The sequence below is a fragment of the Bradyrhizobium sp. DOA1 genome (genome assembly GCF_001593325.1).
Classification (GTDB): Bacteria; Pseudomonadota; Alphaproteobacteria; order Rhizobiales; family Xanthobacteraceae; genus Bradyrhizobium.
In genome coordinates this window covers 1756015-1775205 of record NZ_JXJM01000001.1, presented here as the reverse complement: position 1 = coordinate 1775205, position 19191 = coordinate 1756015, and the positions used below count along the sequence as shown (strand labels likewise).

17 protein-coding genes and 2 pseudogenes are annotated in these 19191 nt (G+C 61.8%); 8 read left to right on the top strand and 11 right to left on the bottom strand.

Features of this window, described 5'->3' with window-relative positions:
- Window positions 1-1240: 1240 nt before the first annotated feature.
- A pseudogene (locus SE91_RS37535) lies at window positions 1241-1533 on the bottom strand (hypothetical protein).
- 546 nt (window positions 1534-2079) lie between these two features.
- On the opposite strand from SE91_RS37535, the gene SE91_RS35145 reads away from it, so the two are divergent.
- Window positions 2080-2508 (top strand): hypothetical protein, encoded by a 429-nt coding sequence (locus SE91_RS35145; RefSeq protein WP_082813908.1) that lies wholly within the window; start codon window positions 2080-2082, stop codon window positions 2506-2508.
- Between the two features lie 79 nt (window positions 2509-2587).
- Here SE91_RS35145 and SE91_RS08290 read toward each other — a convergent pair whose 3' ends face one another.
- Together SE91_RS08290 and SE91_RS08285 are read right to left on the bottom strand one after the other, a co-directional pair.
- Window positions 2588-3007, bottom strand: a complete 420-nt coding sequence (locus SE91_RS08290) for a hypothetical protein (protein ID WP_061847229.1) — start codon at window positions 3005-3007, stop codon at window positions 2588-2590.
- Window positions 3008-3091: 84 nt separating this feature from the next.
- A complete protein-coding gene (locus SE91_RS08285) occupies window positions 3092-3430 on the bottom strand; it encodes a DUF1236 domain-containing protein (RefSeq protein ID WP_061847228.1) in 339 nt (112 codons plus the stop codon).
- A gap of 214 nt (window positions 3431-3644) precedes the next feature.
- On the opposite strand from SE91_RS08285, the gene SE91_RS08280 reads away from it, so the two are divergent.
- Together SE91_RS08280 and SE91_RS08275 are read left to right on the top strand one after the other, a co-directional pair.
- Window positions 3645-4940, top strand: coding sequence for an Nramp family divalent metal transporter (locus SE91_RS08280; RefSeq protein WP_061847227.1), 1296 nt, complete (start codon window positions 3645-3647; stop codon window positions 4938-4940).
- A gap of 48 nt (window positions 4941-4988) precedes the next feature.
- Window positions 4989-6386 carry a TAXI family TRAP transporter solute-binding subunit gene (locus SE91_RS08275; RefSeq protein ID WP_061847226.1) on the top strand — a complete coding sequence of 466 codons (1398 nt, stop codon included), beginning with the start codon at window positions 4989-4991 and terminating at the stop codon, window positions 6384-6386.
- Between the two features lie 19 nt (window positions 6387-6405).
- Here the strand turns inward: SE91_RS08275 and mdoH are convergent, their stop codons facing one another.
- Together mdoH and SE91_RS08265 are read right to left on the bottom strand one after the other, a co-directional pair.
- The gene (mdoH, locus tag SE91_RS08270) at window positions 6406-8526 is read right to left on the bottom strand and encodes a glucans biosynthesis glucosyltransferase MdoH (RefSeq protein WP_061847225.1); all 2121 of its coding nucleotides are present in this window, start codon (window positions 8524-8526) and stop codon (window positions 6406-6408) included.
- Window positions 8514-9974, bottom strand: coding sequence for a glucan biosynthesis protein G (locus SE91_RS08265; protein WP_502687172.1), 1461 nt, complete (start codon window positions 9972-9974; stop codon window positions 8514-8516). The genes mdoH and SE91_RS08265 overlap by 13 nt, the downstream gene beginning before the upstream one ends.
- 261 nt (window positions 9975-10235) lie before the next feature.
- Between SE91_RS08265 and SE91_RS08260 the strand changes: the two genes are divergently transcribed.
- Window positions 10236-10679 carry a hypothetical protein gene (locus SE91_RS08260; protein ID WP_197489443.1) on the top strand — a complete coding sequence of 148 codons (444 nt, stop codon included), beginning with the start codon at window positions 10236-10238 and terminating at the stop codon, window positions 10677-10679.
- A gap of 222 nt (window positions 10680-10901) precedes the next feature.
- On the opposite strand, the pseudogene SE91_RS08255 reads toward SE91_RS08260, so the two are convergent.
- A pseudogene (locus tag SE91_RS08255) lies at window positions 10902-11575 on the bottom strand (class I SAM-dependent methyltransferase).
- Window positions 11576-11926: 351 nt separating this feature from the next.
- Between SE91_RS08255 and SE91_RS08250 the strand changes: the two are divergent.
- Window positions 11927-13042 (top strand): GGDEF domain-containing protein, encoded by a 1116-nt coding sequence (locus SE91_RS08250; protein WP_082813690.1) that lies wholly within the window; start codon window positions 11927-11929, stop codon window positions 13040-13042.
- Between the two features lie 15 nt (window positions 13043-13057).
- On the opposite strand, the gene SE91_RS08245 is transcribed toward SE91_RS08250, so the two are convergent.
- Entirely contained in the window at window positions 13058-13372 is a 315-nt protein-coding gene (locus tag SE91_RS08245) for a nuclear transport factor 2 family protein (protein ID WP_061847222.1), read from the bottom strand.
- A gap of 134 nt (window positions 13373-13506) precedes the next feature.
- Between SE91_RS08245 and SE91_RS38000 the strand changes: the two genes are divergently transcribed.
- Window positions 13507-13635: a hypothetical protein gene (locus SE91_RS38000; protein WP_283806221.1), complete on the top strand. Its 129-nt coding sequence runs from the start codon at window positions 13507-13509 to the stop codon at window positions 13633-13635.
- 19 nt (window positions 13636-13654) lie between these two features.
- Here the strand turns inward: SE91_RS38000 and SE91_RS08240 are convergent, their stop codons facing one another.
- The 3 genes from SE91_RS08240 to SE91_RS08230 all read right to left on the bottom strand — a co-directional run bounded on the left by SE91_RS08240 (window position 13655) and on the right by SE91_RS08230 (window position 15600).
- Complete coding sequence (locus SE91_RS08240) at window positions 13655-14128, bottom strand: hypothetical protein (RefSeq protein ID WP_061847221.1); 474 nt, start codon at window positions 14126-14128, stop codon at window positions 13655-13657.
- 307 nt (window positions 14129-14435) lie between these two features.
- Entirely contained in the window at window positions 14436-14915 is a 480-nt protein-coding gene (locus tag SE91_RS08235; protein WP_082813689.1) for a DUF4142 domain-containing protein, read from the bottom strand.
- A 214-nt stretch (window positions 14916-15129) separates the two neighbouring features.
- A complete protein-coding gene (locus tag SE91_RS08230; protein ID WP_156489517.1) occupies window positions 15130-15600 on the bottom strand; it encodes a glutamate-cysteine ligase family protein in 471 nt (156 codons plus the stop codon).
- A gap of 310 nt (window positions 15601-15910) precedes the next feature.
- On the opposite strand from SE91_RS08230, the gene SE91_RS08225 reads away from it, so the two are divergent.
- On the top strand, window positions 15911-17212 hold the full coding sequence (locus SE91_RS08225) for a site-specific integrase (protein ID WP_156489516.1): 1302 nt from the start codon (window positions 15911-15913) through the stop codon (window positions 17210-17212).
- A 43-nt stretch (window positions 17213-17255) separates the two neighbouring features.
- Here the strand turns inward: SE91_RS08225 and SE91_RS08220 are convergent, their stop codons facing one another.
- Window positions 17256-18038 carry an enoyl-CoA hydratase/isomerase family protein gene (locus SE91_RS08220; RefSeq protein WP_061847217.1) on the bottom strand — a complete coding sequence of 261 codons (783 nt, stop codon included), beginning with the start codon at window positions 18036-18038 and terminating at the stop codon, window positions 17256-17258.
- Between the two features lie 161 nt (window positions 18039-18199).
- Here SE91_RS08220 and SE91_RS08215 point away from each other — a divergent pair.
- Window positions 18200-19191, top strand: a 992-nt coding sequence (locus SE91_RS08215; RefSeq protein WP_061851043.1) for a caspase family protein, incomplete at its 3' end; no start/stop codon positions are given.

The following is a 19191-nucleotide window of genomic DNA, read 5'->3' as shown; positions in this document are numbered from 1 at the left end:
CAGGGTTGGAGCCGCGAGAGGAGTCGTTGTCGGTCTTGGTCGCGACTTCGCTGATCTTGGCGCATCCGTTCAAGTTCAGCCTCTGCTTGGGTCGTGTCTTGACCGTTGCGCTTCAAATCAAGAACCACAGCCTCCTGCTCAGCAAGCCGTCGTTCTCCTTCGACTACATCGCTCGATCCGCCTCAGCTCATCAAACAGTGCGGTCTGATCCATGACATTGTTGCAACGCCTGTCCGCAGCGCAGGATCTTAGTGGGCTAAGAATTGCCCCAGCTCGCAGGGGGGGCGGGTGGAGCTGGGGCCACTTCACTTGGGGTACCCTTGGGAAAGGGCATCGGGAAAACTAGGCAAACGCGCAAACGTTCCACCGCGACGATCCCGGGCGTCCCCGGGGCCGGACCAAGACGCACCGGGACCGCCGACGCGCCGACGCAATGCCGGCCGCGGTGATATCCTGCGGCCAGAAATCCAGCGGCGTGATCTCAATTGATACAGTGTCCTGTATTCCAATCGGAGAAGGCGAGATCTCAGGCCATCAAAGTAGACATGGCACATATATTTGTTCTGGCGAACCACAGCTCAGGGCCTTGATCTTTCCGGCAGCGTCGAATCTCAAAACAATAGGCGGAGCGTCCGCAGTGCCGTCGGGCGGTCAGGAACAGTCTGCTATGTATGTGCCAGCGGGTTCTTCTCGGCCTCGCTTCAAGGACCTGCGTAAGGATCTTTAGCAGCCGGCGACCGATATGCAGCGGCGTCATCCAATTTCTCCGATGCGCGCCGCATAAAAGATCGCGCCGATGCGGCCTGGAGAGCGATTGCCTCAAGAGCCGAACGGAGCTTCTTGACGTTTTCGGAAAGAGCTTCTCTTGGTCGGCGGAGCCTTGCGATCCCAAACTCGCTTTCGTGCCTGCGCCGGCGGGCCTCTGACAAGACTGCGTCGGCGCGAAGCAATAGCTCATCTTCTTCAAAGGACGCTTCGGACAGGCGAGAAGCACTGGCGCACAGCAGAAGGAAGAGGGCGCGATCCGCCTTGTATCGTGCTCCCGCTCGAGTGTGCTCCAAGCCGGACATAAGAGCCTGTCCCGTGGCGCCAAAGACACCCCATTTCCAGCGGCTTCGCCTACGCTTTTTCAGCACGATCGCGAATTGAGCGAACCGGTCGCAACGCTGGCTACTCTGCGGATAATCCCGCATGCCACGACCCCCAGGGACTTGTCTCGAAGGTAAAATTATCGAGCCGATCAGATTGGGCGAGGTCTACTTTGGCCCAATAATCGCCTTTGCGATGCAAAAGGGCTCTTGAAGCCGGCGGCCACGACGGGCGCAGCGCTCTCCGTCGTCCTCTCGGCAGGCCTTGCTTCCATGAAGTCGAGCACGGCACGGCCCTTCTCCTTGATCCGCCCATCCGCCGTTCAGACGCTCGCCCAGGCCTTGGGAGAAGATGTCGAGCACCGGTACCCGAGCGGCGAGGCGCTTGGTCCGCTCGGCCCGGTCGCGTCCGCTCGTCGCCTGAATTGCCCTTGAGGTAAGCCATGGCGGCGAATCCATCGGGATAGCTCACCAGGATCTTGAGCACGGTAACTTGGAAGTTTGCCCCGCCTTCTCCGTCTATCGCCACATCGTCGGAACGTCCGGGAGCGCCTCGCGTCCACTTGCTTCAGCTTATCCGGCGAGGTGTAGCCATTCGTCGCCGCTTCCAGAATCCTTGTGGCCGCGTGGATGCGCGCCCCGGTTTAATAGCGCGAGACTCAAACCTCTTCGAATCGGCGCGCAAAGGCCCGTTGTAGTCAAATCGAATATGGGAATCCCAGCGCGAGAAGGTTTAGCTTTACCGCAGAAGCAGGCGAATTCAACAGTGATGACGCGACCAGATCGCATCGAGGTAAGCGTCCGAAACCTCGCGCCGCCGCATGAACTGAACTCTACCTAAGCCTTTTGTTGTGGTCCAAAGCTCGACGATGTCGAGTGTGGCTTGCCCTGGCACCGAACCCTATTGCTCGTCCGCTGCCGGGGCGGCCGAAACATTTGCCCTTTTTTCCCGTTGTCGGCGGGGCGCTTGAACAACGTGAAAGGATCATCGATGAAGAAGTTCGCAATGTCGGCGCTGATGGTCGGCGCCCTCGGTTTGGCCTCCGTAGCTACGACAGTTCCCGCCGAAGCTCACTGGCGAGGCGGCTGGGGCGGATGGGGACCAGGCATCGCCGGCGGCCTTGTTGCCGGTGCCGTCATCGGAGGGATTGCTTCCTCCGCGTACGGCTGGGGACCTGGCTATGGTTACTACGGCGGCCCTCGTTACTATCGAGCCGGCTATTACGGCGGTCCCTACGCTTATGACTACGGGTACGACGAGCCTTATCGCTGGGGCAGCGGCTACACCACGACCTACTACACGGCGCCGGTGTCCTACGGTTATCGCTACCGCCGAGTCGTCCGCCCGGCCTACGCTTACTATCGCGGGTCTTATCCGCTCGTTCGCCATCACTGGCATCGGCACCACCGCCACTGGTGAGAGCGGGCGCACGTGAAGGCAACGAAGGCCGCACCCCGAGGGAGCGGCCTTCTCCTTTGGACCCCGGTCGCGCTTCCGCTCACCACCATCTGCCGGCAAATGGATCAGTCCGCTCGAAGGCGAGACGCCGGTCGGGTGTCCGCTTCTGCAGCTTTGCCGACCGCTTCGGATGCGTGACGACCGCCGCAGCGCGGGCCGGCGCTTCCTTCCGGGCCTCGCCGGAAGGTGCTGCAGGCAAGGCGGCCATGGTTTCTCGCACTTCTCGCAGGGGCTCTTCGGGGATCGGTTCGGCCTGCACGATCATCGGTGCCTCGGCCCGCTGCCTAGTATCGAAGACGATCTTCTCCGGAAGGCTCCTCGCCGATGTGATCCGGATGATAGTCCTGTCGGGGTCGGCCACGGCGACGGCTTCGACGGGAGCGGGCATGTACCGATCCGCAGCGAAGAGCAGCGCCAGCAAGAGCCCGCCGACGAAGACGAAATAACGAATAATCGGCATGGACGGCCGCTCGCAAATGGGAAATCAAGGTACGGCGGGGCGGTTGGGGTGGCGGGCCGCAACGATCAGCGACCCGCCGGGAGCTCAGTCGATCTCCTGGACGACCGTGCGGGTCGACGGATCGACCAGCATCACACGCTCGCCCGAGTAGACATAGCGGTACTTGGTCAGCGAAGGACCCCAGTCGGCGGGCACCGCATCGAGTTCTACTTCGCGCGGCACGGGCTGGCCGACCACGATCTTTTGCTGCACCGGACGAACCTGGTGCTGGGTCACGTAGGTGCGGATCTTGGTGCGATATTCCGGCTCGATCTGCACGGCCGCCACGTGACCAGTGCCGGTGGTGGTGACGACCGTCGACTGCGCCATCGCGCCCGTCGAGAGCAGCGCGGCCATGGTCGTCGCCAGTAGAAACTTGTTCATTGTTTTTCTCCTCGCCGCCAGATGCGGCATGCGAGAACCCGCTAAAGATGGCAAGGTTCCGGAAAAACAGCAGGGTCACTGCCTATTTTTCCCGAGAGCGTGGGCGGGCCCGAGAGCCCTTTCGAAGTCGGCCTCGCCAAGAGTGCGCCGAACAAATTCGCCTGCACCGACGTTATGAGTTCCGGAATCGGATCCACGGCAGCGAGGGCGACGAGTGGCGAGGAAGAAAACGCGCAAGAAGCCGGTCGAGGATAAAGATCAGGACAGCTTCCTACAGCGCTTGGGGCCAAGACTCATCACGGGCGCATCCGACGACGATCCATCCGGGATCGGCACCTACAGCCAGGCTGGCGCCCAGTTGGGATTTGGCATCGGCTGGACCATGCTGATCACCTATCCGCTGATGGCCGCGATCCAGGAGATCTCGGGTCGCATCGGCCGTGTGACGGGGCACGGCATCGCCGGAAACGTCTGCCGGAATTTCCCCACTCCCGTCATCTGGTCTATGATCGTGCTGCTTTTCGTGGCCAACACTATCAACGTCGCCGCCGACCTTGGGGCGATGGGCGATGCTCTCAAGCTTCTAATCGGGGGACCGGGGACGCTCTACGTCGTGCTCTTCGGCGCGGTGTCCGTCATCGCGCAGATCTTCTTCAAGTATGAGCGTTATGTGGCGATCCTGAAATGTCTGACGCTCGTTTTGCTGGCTTATGTAATTGCCCTTTTTCTCGCAAAGGTGCCTTGGGTCGAGGCCCTGAAGGGACTTCTCATCCCGACGATCGAGTGGAATGGTCCGTTCTTGACGACTTTAGTCGCGATCCTTGGGACGACGATTTCACCCTATCTGTTCATCTGGCAGTCCTCTCAGGAGGCGGAGGAGCAGCGGATCGATCCCGACAAGAAGCCACTCAAGCGCGAGCCAGAGAAGGAGGACGAAGAGGTCAAAAGGATTCGGATCGACACACTTGTCGGTATGGGAGTGTCGAACGTCATCGCCATCGCGATCATCATGACGACGGCCGCAACGTTGCACGCCTCCGGCAAAACCGACATCGAATCGTCAGCCCAGGCCGCTGAAGCCTTACGACCCGTCGCGGGAGCTCTGGCAGAGCTGATCTTCGCGCTCGGCATCGTCGGGACAGGCCTTCTTGCGATCCCAGTGCTGGCCGGCTCGACCGCCTACGCTATCGGAGAAGGTCGCAAGTGGCCGGTCGGATTGTCGCGAAAGCCGAAGGAGGCGATCGCCTTCTACAGCGTGCTTGCACTCTCCGTCGCGCTCGGCGTCGGGCTCAACTTCACGGCGCTCGATCCGATCAAAGCACTCTATTGGAGCGCGGTCATCAACGGTATACTGGTCGCGATCATGACCGTGATGATGCTGCTGGTACGGCGAAAATCGGTCATGGGCGATCTCATGGTTTCGGGGCCGGTCTATTGGCTAGGCTGGGCCGCGACCATCGCGATGTTCCTGTGCATCATCGGCATGGCTTGCTCGATGATGTTGTCATAATCCCACGGAGACGACCGCAAAGCGCTAGCCCGTCAAAAAGGTCTGCTGATGTCGGATTCTACCCCGATCAATGGTCCTGCCGATCGACGGCAACGACGGCTGTTGATCTTGTTGGCTGCAGGATTCGTCGCCTTCGGGGCCGCAGCGGCCGGCCTGTTATACATCTTGCAGCCCGAGACCCTTCGGATAGCCGTTGGCCCTTCAGGCAGTGAAGACCACCAGGTTGTTCAGGAGATGGCCGAGGCCATCGAGGAGGAAAGCAGGACGGTCAGGATCTTGCCGATCACCACCGCAGGAGCAGCGGAATCGCTCGCGCTCATGGGCGCCGGCAAAGCCGATTTGGCTGTCGGCCGCAGCGACCTTGCGATGCCGGCCGACGCGCAGACGCTCGCCGTCCTCCGCAAGAACTACGTCGTGTTTTGGTCGCCTTCCGGAAGAGGCAAGGACTCCAAGAAGAAGGCCGCCGCGAAAATCGGTGAGATCGCCGATCTTGCGGGACACAAGGTCGGTATCATCGGAAAGACCGGCGCCAACGTCGCGCTCCTCAGGACGATTCTTGAGGGCTCGGGGGTGCCGCCCGATAAGGTTGCCACGGCTCAGTTCGGGACCGAAGAGATCGAAAAGCTGGCGCAGGACACCACGCTGGATGCGTATCTCGCCGTCGGTCCCCTCGACAGCAAAATCACGAATGCCGCTATCGTGGCGACGACCCGATCGCGCGGAGCGCCGAAATTTCTTCCCGTCGAAGCATCCGAGGCGATCGCCCTGCGGCACCCCCGCTACGAAGCCGAGGAGATCCCCGGCAGTGTCTTCAACGCCAAACCGGCCTGGCCAGAGGACAAGATCGACACCATCAGCGTCAACCATCTCGTCCTGGCCAGGAAAGAGCTGTCGGAAGCCAAAGCGGCGGCATTCTATCGGCAGCTTTTCGCCGTACGTGATACTATCACGCAACGCGTCGCCGGCGCCGGGCGCATCACAAAGCCGGATACGGAAAAGGAGGCGGAGCCCTCGGTGCACAGGGGAGCTGCGGCTGTCATCAACGGCACCGAGCGGACATTTCTGGACAAGTATAGCGACTACTTCTGGTTCGCCCTGCTTCTGCTTTCCGGCATCGGCTCAGCCGCCGCCTGGCTCCGGCGCTATCTGAACCGGGACGAACGCGATGACAACACCAGCTACCGCAACCGAATTCTTGCGGTTGTTGCCGAGGTGCGCGATGCCGGATCCGAGCAGGATCTGCTGGCTTCGCAGCGGGAAGTCGACGCGATCATCGCGCAAACCCTCAAGTGCTACGACGAGGGAGCCATCGAACAAGAGGACATGGCCGCGTTCGGCCTCGTTCTTGAGCTGTTCGATCATGCGGTCGCGGAAAGGCGGGCGGCATTGCAGGGTGGCTTCGTCGAGGCAAAGTCCCCGGGACCAACCATCGCCTCTCGCCGATAGTCGCAGCGGGGGACACACTTCATCGCTTCTGCAACACGGTCGAGAGCGCCGAGCCGTCGTTCAAGATGGAGAAAACCTCTCGCGAGGACAGATGCGCGGCGGCTTCCTCGAAGGTATCGCTGGCATCGATCTTGGCGCGCCCGACCGCAAGGTTCGCATCGACAGAGTCGGGCCGTGCGGCGCGAGGAGGCGGCAACTGGGCTAGATGAAAGGCCAGCAGTTCGGCGGATCCGCGAAGCTCCACCAGAGCCGGTTTGATGCCGACATGCGCCGCCGCGCTCAAGTCGTTCGCCCGGCGCAGCACCGGAGGTGGCTCTCGGTCTTCAGGGGTGGCAAACAGTTCGCCGGAAGCGGGCTTGGCACTCAGCGCACCGATAGGCACGGCGAACAGCAGCCCGGCGATAACCGGCGACATCCAGAGCAGAAGCGACATCGAAACGGCGTAGGCGCTTGCGGCCATTGCGACGCCGCACAAGGTGGGGACGCCGTACTTCCGATAGAGCTCCCGGCGCTCCACCGTGCCGTCGTCCCGCCTTTGCGTCTGCCATCCGGCATCGCGGCCGGCCAGAATCTCGACGACCGCGATCGACTGAAAGATCATCATCACGGGCGCCATCAATGCGGAGATTACGATCTCCGCGAGAACTCCGGCCGAGGTCCGCAACGCTCCACCGAATTGGCGCCTCATCGAGCCCCGCGTCCAAACGAGGACCAGACTGAGCAGCTTCGGCAACAACAGCAGTCCCATTGTGGCGACGAAGACCCAAATGGCGAGCACTGCGTCCTGGGCCGGCCAAGTCGGAAAGAGCGAGAAACCCTTGGGAAAATACTCCGGGCGTACGAAGCGGGCCTGCAGCGAGATCAGCATCCCCAGCAGCAGGAATAGAAGCCACAGAGGCGCCGTCAGATAGGCTCCGATCCCCAACATGAAATGCAGTCGAGAAACCCAGTGGAGCCCCCGCGCCGGGACAACGGCGAGATGCTGGAGATTGCCCTGGCACCAGCGCCGGTCGCGCGCTGCGAAATCGAGCAGCGAAGGCGGAACCTCCTCATAGCTTCCGCCGAGCGTCGGCAGCATGTAGATGCCCCATCCGGCCCGCCGCATCAGTGCGGCCTCGACGAAATCGTGGCTGAGGATGTGCCCGCCGAACGGTTTGGGTCCTCGAAGCTGTGGCAGCGCCGCGGCTTCTGCGAATGCCTTCACCCTGATGATCGCATTGTGGCCCCAGTAGTTGCCTTCCGAGCCGTGCCACCAGGCCACGCCGGCTGCGATCATCGGCCCGTACAGCCGGCCCGCGAACTGCTGGACGCGGCTGAACAGACTTCGCGCGTTGACGACCATCGGGAGAGTTTGGACGAGCCCCGCGGTCGGATTGGTCTCGATGGCATGGACCAACCGGATGATGGTCTGTCCGCTCATGAGACTGTCGGCGTCGAGCACGATCATGAAGTCGTAAACGGCGCCGAACCGCGTGATCCATTCCGAGATGTTGCCGGCCTTGCGCGCCGTGTTGTCGGCCCGATGACGATAGTAGAGCCGTGGCGCTCCGACAGACTGCCTCAGCGCGAGAAGCGCCTTTTCCTCGGCGATCCAGATGTCCGGATCGGTGCTGTCGCTCAGAACATACCAGTCGAACAGCTCGCCATAGTTCGTCGCTTCCACGGACTCGATGATCGCCCGTAGCCGCGCCGTCAATCGGTGCGGGTCCTCGTTGTAAGTGGGAAGCAGCATGCTGGTGCGGCTCGCGATCGCAGGCAGTTCCGCGTCTGGCGCGAAGACGCCTGGACGATGGGCAAGCAGCACGAAGAAGCCGGCCAGCGCGGAGGTGAACGAAAAGGCGACCCAGGCGAGCAGGACCAGAAAGAGCGCCAGCACCATGGCTTCGAGGACGGTGACGCCGCCGACCTCCAGCACGCGATACATTTCATAACCGCCCGCCCCGGTGAGCGCCGCCGTCGCGAGCAGAATGAGGCCGCGTCGCAAGGCCACCGCGGGACCCACCGCCGCAGGAACGCGGTCGGGGACCTGGCTTTTCCTCAGGTCGCCAGGAGCCATCGGAAGCGGCGTCTCGCGGGGCAACAGGCGCTGCGTCGCGATATCGGCGGCGACCGGCCGTGGCGCCGTGGTCAAGGGGCCCATCGGTAGATCCAGACTTCCGACAACTGCTTGTCGCCCTCGGTTAGAAAAGCCCGCAGCTCGACCGGTTCCCCCCTCACCTGGCACTGAAAGCTCAGGCGCCAGCCACCTGTGTAGGAGTTGGGCTGCGTGACGATGTTCTTGACCTCGGACTTCTCCGCTGTAACGACGCCTTTGACCCGGGCAGGATCGATGCCCTTCAGGTTCTCACCGACCAGATCGAGGACGAAGAGGCGAGCGTCCTCGCCCCGCGCCCCTATCCCGCTTCGTGTGAAGCGAGCCAGCGAATGCGGCTTTGGGCTATCCGGCCCCCAATGCAGCCGATAGGTGTAGATGTGTTCACCCTTCGCCTTCAGTGGATTCTTTGGCCGCCAAAATGCAGCGATGTTGTCGTGAACCTCCTCCTTCGTCGGGATCTCCAACAGCGTGACACCGCCCTCGCCCCAATCGCCGATCGGCTCCATCCAGAGACTTGGACGTTTTTCGAAGCTGGATTCGATGTCTTGGTAGGCGAAGAAGTTCCGCTCCCGCTGCATCAGCCCGAAGCCACGCGGATTGAGATCCTGAAAGGTGCTGATCTGGAGATCGCGGGGATTGCTGAGCGGCCGCCAAAGGCTTTCGCCCTTGCCGTTGAAGATCGCGAGACCGTCGGAATCGTGGACCGACGGGCGGAAGTCATCGATGTCGTTGCGGTCGTTCGGACCGTAGAAGAACATGCTGGTCATGGGCGCGAGACCGGCCCGCTGCATTTCGACGCGCGGATAGACCGACATTTCGACGTCAAAGACCGTGGTATCTCCCGGCCGCACGGTAAATCGGTAGCTCGCCGCGCAGCTCTTGCTGTCCAGCAGGGCGTGGATGACCATCGAGGTCGCACCGGGCGCCGGCCGTTCGAGCCAGAAGGCCTTGAAGAGCGGAAATTCCTCCCCTTTGGCTTCGCCGGTATCGATTGAAAGACCCCGTGCCGAAAGCCCGTATGTCTGCCCCTTGGCGACGGCGCGGAAATAGCTTGCGCCCAGGAAAACACAGACCTCGTCGTAATAGTCGGGACGGTTCATGGGCGTGTGGATGCGGAAACCTGCGAACCCGAGATCAGCGTCCTCGAATGCCGGCACCTTCTCGCCGAACGAAAAGTCCGCCTTGCGGTACTTGATCTCGGCGGCCTTTCCGTCCGCGACCTCGAAGATGTTGACTCTGTTCTTGTAGAAGAAGCCGCGATGGAAGAATTGCGCTTCGAACGGGAGATTCTTTCCGCGCCAGAGCGCGCGCTCGGGCAGGAAGCGGATCGAACGGTACTGATCGTAATCCACGTCCTTCAATCCGCTCGGGAGCTTCTCGTCCGGCGCCTCGAACGGCTTGCTCGCGATCGTACGGGCCAGGTCCCTCACCGTGGACGGGCCGAAGGCGTCGTCCGACGCAGCGGCGAAACCGCTGCGCGGAGCGAGCAACAATGCCGGCAACACGGCCGACCCTTGAACAAGCTGGCGTCGGTTCACGTGTTCTCCTCGCTACTGCTGCCGCGGCCAAGCAACGACAATTACGCCCGCGAGTTCCACGCCCGGCCGTAACTCGCTCACGTGGGCGCAGCGGCCACGTCAGCCGCGAAAACGAGCTGAAATCGGAGGCCCTGGACCTTCCTCGTCCCGGCCGGAACTTGTGGGTATGCGGCGGAACGACTTGGCGTCATGCGCCTTCTCTGGTTGGAGGACAAAATGGCGCGCGTCTGGGAAGCACCGATATTCGCGATCGCGACCGTCTATTTTACCGTCGATGCGCTGTTCTCGGCGATCACGGGGCCGATCACCGCCTGGCTCAGCAGAAAGAGGCTCTTGGAGAGGGTTCGGCGTTGGGTGACGTCTTTGGGCCCTTATCAGTCCTTCGCCTTGTTTGCGGTACCTGTCGTCATTCTGGAGCCCGCTAAGCCGCTGAGCGCCTATCTGCTCGGTACCGGCCATTTCCTTCCGGGAGCCACCGTATTTATCGCCGCGGAAGTCCTCAAGCTGACCGTGGTCGAGAGACTTTTTCAGTTGAACAAGACGAAGCTGCTGTCGATCCCTCTCTTCGCGTGGGCCTACGGCTACTGGCGGCGAATGATGGACTTTCTGGAGTCCACGTCTGCGTGGCAGACTTCCCGCCGGTGCTCTCTGAAGCTCTGACGCGGATCCGAGATCTGAAGTCGAGACTGGGATCTCGTTTTCGTTCTAACAGGGAAAGCCGGTTCAGCTAGGCGCGTCTCACTTAGCCGGTGTCAGTGGAGTACGTGGCTCATATCTGGAACCCGCGCCGCGGCAACCTCGAGGCCGCCTTTGATCTGGTGGTGCATGCGCTGTTGCGCGCCTGAATTCGCCGAGACCACGACTGACGCCGCGCAACGCAACTTACATTGAATCCGACGAAATGGTCCAAACCGACGTATGCTTGATCTCGGCGTCTTCTAGGTCACGGATCACCGGTACGCGATAGTCGGCGAGTCGGACAAGTTTTGCCTTCGGAAGGAAAGTGCGCCCGGGGTCGCCGATCAAGATGGTCGCGCCGGCCCGCGCATGGTCGGCCAGAAATGCGAAGGCACGCGCCGCGGTGTCCTGTTCATAGAAAATGTCGCCCGCGAGGATGGTCTGCCATCGGTGGTTTGGTTGAGTGTCGAGGACGTCATCGCCGCACGACGTGAGGTGGACTTGGTTGACCTCCGCATTAAGTTCGGCCGCCGCGATCGCGAAGGCGTCGATGTCGGACACGGTCACACCGCCCGCGCCCGCCTTCATCGCCGCGATGCCGACGAGCCCGGAGCCGGAAGCGATGTCGAGCACGCGCCGGTCCCGCACGGTATCAGGATGATCGAGCACGTAGCGAGCCAGCGCTTGGCCGCCCGCCCAGGCAAAGGCCCAGAAGGGCGGGGAAGGCCGGACTCGTTCAGCTCGTTCTCGGTCTGCTGCCAGAGCGGCACCGATTCATCGGCGAGGAAGACCGCGACTTCCGGCACCAGTGGTACCGACCGCAGCCGGGTGTTGGCGCGAATGAAGGATTGCGGGTCGGCAATGGTATGGGCTGTCAAGGCGGGCCGTCGTTGTCTCGTCCCCTGATGTCTAGCACGAATCGTCTCGCGCCGCGAAGGCGGACGCAGAGCGGCTGCAAACCGCTTCGAAAGATCGCCGGGAGCGTCGCCGTGAAGCCCGTGAACGAGCGAGGGCGAATGCCTCCTGAGGGAGGGGCGAGCCAAAAGAGAAGCCGCCAGCGGAGCTGGGCGGCTTGATAGTCCCGGACCGTCGGTTGCCTCCCCGGCCGACATAGCCTTGGAAAAGAAGATCAAGAGCATCTGCCGAGGTTGTTAGTCCGTCGCCGGGAGCTTTCCGAGAAGTGATTCTTAACCGGTTTGCGTCTTCCTGTGGGCCGGGAAAACGATGCAATGGCACAGGCCCTCTCCGACATCTCGGTTCCTGCTCAAGCGTCCAAGGACGCCGTCAAGCGCGCGCGCCGGCGGCGCCCGACCTATGTCGCCCAGTCGGTCAGCTACGTTCTGGATGCCGCAATCCTTTGGCTTTATCATCTGGCCGGCACGACCGATGGGTGGATCGGCGTGGGGTACGGGGCGGCCGGCGTTGGCTGGACCGGTCTGATGCTGGCCGCGTCCGAGCTGCATTTCACGGACCGTTTTCGCGATCACTATCTTACGGTGCCACAAAGCTTCGGCAGCATCGCCATTCAGCTGACGGCGATCTACCTGGCGCCCGAGGTAGGGTTCTACTTCGTCAGCGTCCTCTTCATCGTCCTGGGTTTCGGCGCGCTCCGCATGAGCGCGAAGCAGACTGGCGCGGTATGGACCTTCGCCGCAGTCGGACTGACGGTTCTGTTCGTCTGTACCGATCGCCCGATCGCGATGCCGATGGGTACTCCGGCCGAGCGGCAGCTGGCCCTTCTGTGTTTCGTGACCGCCTTGGGGCGCTGCGCCTTTACGGGGCTTTATGGAAGCTCCCTTCGCGAGATGCTCTACAAGCGCGGCAACCAACTCAAGGAGGCGCACGCTCGCATCGAGGAGCTGGCGCAGGTCGACGAGCTCACGGGAGTCCTGAACCGCCGGTACGTCATGCGTGCCCTGAACGAGGAGATGCTTCGCGCCCAGCGGAGCGGGTCGCCGTGCTCGGTCGCCATCGTCGACCTGGACTTCTTCAAGAGGATCAACGATCGTCATGGACATCCCGTCGGAGACGAGGTGCTGAGGAGCTTCGCGATCTGCGTCGCAGCCAACATCCGGGCGGTCGACAAGCTCGGGCGATATGGCGGCGAGGAGTTTCTTCTGGTTCTTCCTGGCGCTCCGCAGGACGAAGCGGTGCAGGTCGTCGACCGGATACGACGGATCGTGGCCGAGATGAACTGGGATGCGCTCGGAGAAGGCGTGGCGGTGACGATGTCCGCCGGCGTCGCTCAGGTGAGACGCGACAAAGCGCCGGACGAGATCCTGAGCCGGGCGGATCTGGCCCTCTATCGGGCGAAGAACGCCGGTAGAAATCGCGTGTGCAGCTGAGGCAACCCATCGGTCCTATTTCGTTGCGATCGGGCTGCAGATCACCAAAACGATCTTCCCATCCGCATCGAAGATCATAATCGCGCTCGCCAGGCCGGCAGGAACACGGTACGTGATCAAAATGTCGTCCGCGGACGGCTCCAGGGTTTCCAGCTCCGACGCCGGGTACCGACGAAAGCGGTCGACCCAGAAATCGCGCAGAGCCGTCCCGCCGGAGATCGCCGCACCGCCGCAGCGAAAGTGCACCACGGCATCATCGGCGTACATGTCCAAAAAGCTTTCGATATCGCCGGCGCGGTAGGCATCGAGCCAATCGACCGCGGCGGCCATGGGGTCGAAGGGCGTCGGCCTACCTCACGCCATGAGCGTGGGCGGATTAGCCCGCGCCGAATGAACAGGGTGTGAAAGCGCAGTTATCGCGGGTTCATGATGACGGGAGCCATGGGGGCGACTAGTCTGCCGACATGGCAGAAAAGGAACCTGAGGAGCCTGCTCTTGATCCGCAACGCGACGCCGAGGCTCGCAGAATCGTGCAGGAGTACATCGACGAACTCCGAGTGATGATGAAGCGCCTCGGCCGCAAGCTCCAGTGATCCGTCGGTGGAACGAGAGCTATCTGCCCCGAAGCGACAGGCTGATGCGCGTGACGACCTCGTCCCATTCGCGCTCCTCGCTGGCCGGATAGTTGATGAGCACGCAGTGGACGGTCGTTGCGGAGAAGTTGCACCGGTCGTACCAAACCTTGTCTCCCTTGTAACTGGAGACCGCGAAGAACCGCGAGGTCACCCGCTTGTACTGGATGCGGGGCGGCGGCTGCTTCTTCGCAAGAAACGCGGCGGGCGAATCCTCGGCAACGTTCGGCACGGCTTGAATGGTCAGGTCGGCCCGCCCGTCCGGCGTCCGAAAGCGTTGACCGCTACCATCGGGCTTGCCCGCTTCTACAGTGAAGATCGATATTGGAACGTCGACCGAGGTACCGGTCTCCGGGATGGCGTAGGTTGCCCATCTTGCGGGCTGGGCCGGTACCGCAGAACTTAAGGCCATAAGCACGAACGCTACGGCTGGAACCAACGGTCTTATGTTCATCTATTGCCTCCTCCACTGGACGGTGGGAGAAGACCGCAATCCCTTTCACGTTCCAGGTCTTTGATTAAAACGGCAGCGGATCACTAGTCCCGCTCCGGCTGGAGCCAAGACAGCGCCGTCTCGACCTTCGCCAGGTGTCGCTCATCGGCATATGGATCTATCCTGTCCGCGGCTAAGCCCCAGATGCTGCATCTTCAAGATTAACGTCGGCAATCTCCGTGAGGATTTGATTCTGGACTACGTCGAGAGGCACTCTTCCGGCGAGCCCAGCTCCTCAGCCCAGGGCGCTCAAGCTTCTCTCGTTGCGCTAAGCCAACTCCCTCAAATTATTGAGAATTGCGAGGTGTTGCTGAATGATTGGCAGCGACATCTGCGCAACCTGCTGCTCCTGCGGATTGCTCCCGCTGCGCAGGTAGGATTCGTTGAGGGCAAGCAGCTCCTGATGTCCACGGATTTGTCCTTGGACGAACATGCGCTCGAAGGAGCCCGATGGTGTTGCTTGGAGCCGCTTCAGCAATACAGCGTGGTCGGGCCGAAGCGGGGCTGACCCAGGAGCCGCCCTGAGCGCATTCGCGACCTGAACCTGCTCTGCGATCTCTGCGTTGGCAAAGTTGACGACCTCGGGGTTGCGGGTGCGTGTCAACGCGAGCTGGCTGGATTGCATCGCAAATGCACCGCCCATCAGGTCGGCGGTGCGAAAATCTCTCGGCGGGGCTGTTCGGGCTTGTGCCGCGCATGTGGATACGCCGAGCCCGCCCAGAGCCAGCAGAAAGGATCTCCTCAGCATCTTGAACCTCCAAAGTAAGGGTGTGTGCGACAGACGTTTCAGGACGTCGGCCGTTCCAACTCGCGTTCAACTTCAGCCAACAAGAACGCCGCCAGTTAACGCAAGTTATCGCCAATGAACGGCGCCGCTGCGACGCGCCTGCAAGCCGGGCATGTGCACGTAACGGCACATGCTGCGACTCGGGGCAAAAATGGAGCCCGCTGAGACCGTCCGCTCATCCCACGACCGTCGCCTCGGCAATCCATTGGTTTACCGCCTTCAAGTCGTGCCCGCTTAACTGGTATGCTCTTATCTGGGCATCTGCTGAGCTTCCACGCACCAGGATGTCGCGGCAGCGCTCTACCTCGGCAAGACAGCCCAGCGCGGCTGCATCCCCAGACACGCGAGCAATGACTTGGCCAAGCATCTCCTGAATGCTCACACCGCCGCCCTTCGTCGCGAAGACGCACTCTGTCCCATATCGTTGGGCGCGCCACTTGTTCTCCACGGCGATGGCTCGGTCAACGACCGTGACGTCTTCCGCCAACTCTGGCCTCTCGCAGAGATATCTGACTAGGGATCGATAGAGGCAGGCCAGCAGGATTGCATCTTCGAGTTTGGTGCAAACATCAGGAGCACGCAGTTCGATTGTCGGGTGTCTGAATGAGGGCCGCATCGCCCACCAAACATGAGTCTCGTCAGGCATTCACTGAACTTCAGCTCTGTTAGACACCAGTGAGACCAGACCGCCCATTTTCGCCACGCACCCCGATACCTGCTCGCTATCCACCCGCCGGAACCTGGCCCGCAATGATGAGAGCGGACATGGCGGCCGCCTACCTGGATTTTGAAGACACCGTCAAACTCGCGTGCGCGATCCGGCGAGGAGACGCGCCGCCCCCAGTAAGCTGTCGCGGAACAGGACGGCTCCGGCAGCCGATCTGGTCAAAGTCGGCGATGGACCACTTCGCAGCACCTATTCGAACAGCGGATACCAGGGAACGGGAGGATCTCTTATGTCTGGTATGATCTTAGTTCATACGCCACCAAAACTGCCTCGATATTGTCAACGAAAACTGTTGGCGAATAACAGGGTGGCCTATTATTTTGCCCCGCCAACCTGGGCTCGCGGACAGGGCTGCGACTTAATGCCCGAGGCTTTGGGGACCGATTATTTCCGTGCCGTCGAGCGGGTCGAGGAAATCCTCTTGCCCGCATTTGAGAGTTGGCGCTCACGGGGTTTGAGCGACATGACGCCGGTCACTGCTGAACCCGGCACATTCGATTGGCTCATCGGCATCTACCAAGCTCACCAGAAGTGGCGCGAACTCGAAAGCACCACGCAGCGCCAGTACACCAAAAGTCTCGCACTCTTCGCCGATCACATTTTAAAAGATGGAAGCCGCGTAGGGTCGAAGAGGCTGTCTGATTTCACAAAGGCGTTCGTCGACGCAGTCTACGGTAAGTTGCTGGTAGTAACAAAGGTAAGCAGGAATGGAGATGTAATCGTCCGCGAGCGCCGTCGCTATGTAAACGTAGCAATGGCGAGCTGCCGGCGTGCTTGGTTCGTTGGTCAGCGGGCTCAGGAGAAGGTTGTGCCAGCGAGCAATCCATTTTCACGAATGGGATTGAGATCGCGTGCCCCCGGGCAAGCGATACGACCCACTCCAACGGCAACATGGGATGAACTCGTGGCGTTCAGAGCTGCCGCAGTAAGGCTGGACTATCGCTCGATCGGAACTGCTGCTTTGTTGTCGTGGGAATGGCTGCAGCGGGAACAGCACGTCTTTGGCGCCTTCGATCTATCGCACTATCGCCCTAGCGAGCGACCAAACAGCGTCAGAATCGTGCATCCAAAGAATGGAGAGGAGGCTTGGTGGCCCCTATTTGACGAAACAGGCGCCGCTCTCTTTCCTGAGCTTACGGATGAACTCGACGAGATCAAGAAGGCTTCGCCTCCCGGCCTGGTGTTCCGGCGCACCCATGCCCATCGTAGCTCGGCCATCCCCCTTCCATGGATTACACCGCGCAAGGATCTGCGCTATTTGCGCAACGTCGTGAAAAAGATAGTTGCGGCGGCCGGCCTTCGCGAGGAACTCTCCTTTACCTCCTTCCGGCACGGAGGCTTCACCGAGGGTGCCGACAGCGATCTCACGGATGCAGAATTGCGAGCCGCGGGCCGTCATAGGACCGGCCGTCAGCTGCCAACCTACGCCAAGCGCACCGGCAAGCAGCTGATCGCGGCTACTAAGAAGCGTCGAGCAGAGCGGACAAGATCATTCCTTCTTCGACTGAATACCATCGCGCCTTCGGAATGAAGATGCGGCAACTATCGGACGCCCAATTGGCTGAAATGGTCGCTTATTTACCCGTCCAGACCGGCTTCCGCTTCTCGCTGAAGGCCTTCAGACCCTCCTTGGCGTCTTCGGTCATCGCGAGCAGCGCGATCTGGCTTTCGGTGTAGGCAATGCTCTCGTCGAATGACATCGAGGCAATCGCGCGCATGGCGTACTTGCCGCGGCGGATCGCGGTCGGCGATTTGTCGGCGATGCGGCCGATCAGCCAGTCGACCTTGGCGTCGAGCTCGGCGGTGGGCACGACGTAGTTGAGCAGGCCTGCGGCCTGCCCGGCCTTTGCGTCGAACGGCTCGCCGGTGAGCGCCCATTCGTTGACGAGACGGGGCGGCGCGATGCGCTGGAGCAGGCTAAGCACCTGCATCGGGAACACACCGACCTTCACCTCCGGCAGGCCAAAGACGACATGGTCGGCCGCAACCGCCATGTCGGTCATGCACAGAAGGCCCATGCCGCCGGCCATGCAGACGCCGCCGACCCGCGCAATCGCCGGTTTGGTGGAGTTCTGTGACAAACGTAACAGATCGGCATAGTCAACATTTGGTTTGGAATGATCCATCGCGAAAGCCGCGCCGGAATTTTGCAAATCGGCGCCCGCGCAGAACGCCTTGTCGCCCGCGCCCGTCAGCACGATGGCGCGGACGTCCTTGTCGTCATGCGCGTCGCGATAGCCTTTGGTGATGCCGGCGATCACATCGCCGTTCAACGCGTTGCGTTTCTCCGGCCGATTAATGGTGATCCAGAGCGCCTGCCCGCGCTTCTCGATGATGACGCCAGTGGTGTTGGTCATGGCTCGCTCGCTTCCTTGCTCCTGTTTGCAGCCATTTGCGGCAGGTCGGGCAGTGCGCGCAAGGGCAATCTGCGATGCCCGTCATCATAGCGTGTGGGCGCAACTTCGCATGTCGATTGAACTACGGGATGTGCCCGCTATCCTGACTGGAGATTCCGCTGATGAGCCATTTCATGCGCGCTGCATTTCTGTTGTTGCTGGCAGGCCTGGTCATGCTGAGCGGCGGCACCGCCAGCCGCGCAGCCGATGCCGCGAAGATCGCGCTGGTGATCGGCAATGCCAGATATCCCGACAACGAATCCGTGCTCAGCGACGTCGCCAACGACGCGCAGGTCGTCGCCGAGGAATTGAAGCGCGCCGGTTTCGTCGTCGACAGCCAGAGCAACGTCACGGGCGATGCCATGCGGCGGGCGCTGGATCGCTTCTATGCCCGCATCGAGCGCGGCGCGGTGGCGCTGATCTTCTTCGACGGTTTCGGCATCCAGTCCAACCGCCAGAGCTATCTGCTGCCGGTCGACGCGCAGATCTGGACCGAGCCGGACGTCTCGCGCGACGGCTTCAGCCTTGACGCCATCCTCGCCGAGATGAACACGCGCGGTGCCGCGATCAAGATCGCGCTGATCGACGCTTCCCGCCGCAACCCGTTCGAGCGGCGCTTCCGCCGCTACTCGGCGGGCCTCGCGCCCGCGATCGCGCCGAACAATTCGCTGGTGCTCTACTCCGCCGCGCTCGGTGCAGTCGCGCCCACCGGAAAGAGCGACCGCAGCCTGTTCGTCGCCGAACTGCTGCGCGAGATGCGCGCACCGAAGATCAGCGCCGAGCAGGCCCTGGCGAATACCAAGAACGGCGTCGTCGCCGCCACCAACCGCGAGCAGGAGCCCTGGCTGTCATCCTCGCTGACGACGGAATTCTCGTTCGCAGGCGCCGTCACGCGACCGCCAGACGACAAGACGTCGATCAAGCCGGAAGCGCAGAAACAGGGGACGCAGACGCAAGTCTGCGAGGTGCCGCAAGCCGAGCCCGCCCCGGCCGCGGGCGATCTTGCAAGAGATCCCATCATTGCCGATCTCAGCCGCAAGATTGCGGCCAATGGCAACGATGTCGCCTCGCGCTACAAGCGCGGCCAAGTCTATGCGACCAAGCGTGCCTACGC

What these genes read in the sequence shown, in the direction of transcription:
- SE91_RS08290 (WP_061847229.1), bottom strand. Translation starts at nt 3,007, where the DNA reads ATGCCGATTATTCGTTATTTCGTCTTCGTCGGCGGGCTCTTGCTGGCG.
- SE91_RS38000 (WP_283806221.1), top strand. Translation starts at nt 13,507, where the DNA reads ATGGCAGAAAAGGAACCTGAGGAGCCTGCTCTTGATCCGCAACGCGAC.
- SE91_RS08245 (WP_061847222.1), bottom strand. Translation starts at nt 13,372, where the DNA reads ATGGCCGCCGCGGTCGATTGGCTCGATGCCTACCGCGCCGGCGATATC.
- SE91_RS35145 (WP_082813908.1), top strand. Translation starts at nt 2,080, where the DNA reads ATGAAGAAGTTCGCAATGTCGGCGCTGATGGTCGGCGCCCTCGGTTTG.
- SE91_RS08240 (WP_061847221.1), bottom strand. Translation starts at nt 14,128, where the DNA reads ATGAACATAAGACCGTTGGTTCCAGCCGTAGCGTTCGTGCTTATGGCC.
- SE91_RS08285 (WP_061847228.1), bottom strand. Translation starts at nt 3,430, where the DNA reads ATGAACAAGTTTCTACTGGCGACGACCATGGCCGCGCTGCTCTCGACG.
- SE91_RS08230 (WP_156489517.1), bottom strand. Translation starts at nt 15,600, where the DNA reads ATGCCTGACGAGACTCATGTTTGGTGGGCGATGCGGCCCTCATTCAGA.
- mdoH (WP_061847225.1), bottom strand. Translation starts at nt 8,526, where the DNA reads ATGGGCCCCTTGACCACGGCGCCACGGCCGGTCGCCGCCGATATCGCG.
- SE91_RS08220 (WP_061847217.1), bottom strand. Translation starts at nt 18,038, where the DNA reads ATGACCAACACCACTGGCGTCATCATCGAGAAGCGCGGGCAGGCGCTC.
- SE91_RS08275 (WP_061847226.1), top strand. Translation starts at nt 4,989, where the DNA reads ATGTCGGATTCTACCCCGATCAATGGTCCTGCCGATCGACGGCAACGA.
- SE91_RS08250 (WP_082813690.1), top strand. Translation starts at nt 11,927, where the DNA reads ATGGCACAGGCCCTCTCCGACATCTCGGTTCCTGCTCAAGCGTCCAAG.
- SE91_RS08225 (WP_156489516.1), top strand. Translation starts at nt 15,911, where the DNA reads ATGTCTGGTATGATCTTAGTTCATACGCCACCAAAACTGCCTCGATAT.
- SE91_RS08235 (WP_082813689.1), bottom strand. Translation starts at nt 14,915, where the DNA reads ATGCTGAGGAGATCCTTTCTGCTGGCTCTGGGCGGGCTCGGCGTATCC.
- SE91_RS08260 (WP_197489443.1), top strand. Translation starts at nt 10,236, where the DNA reads ATGGCGCGCGTCTGGGAAGCACCGATATTCGCGATCGCGACCGTCTAT.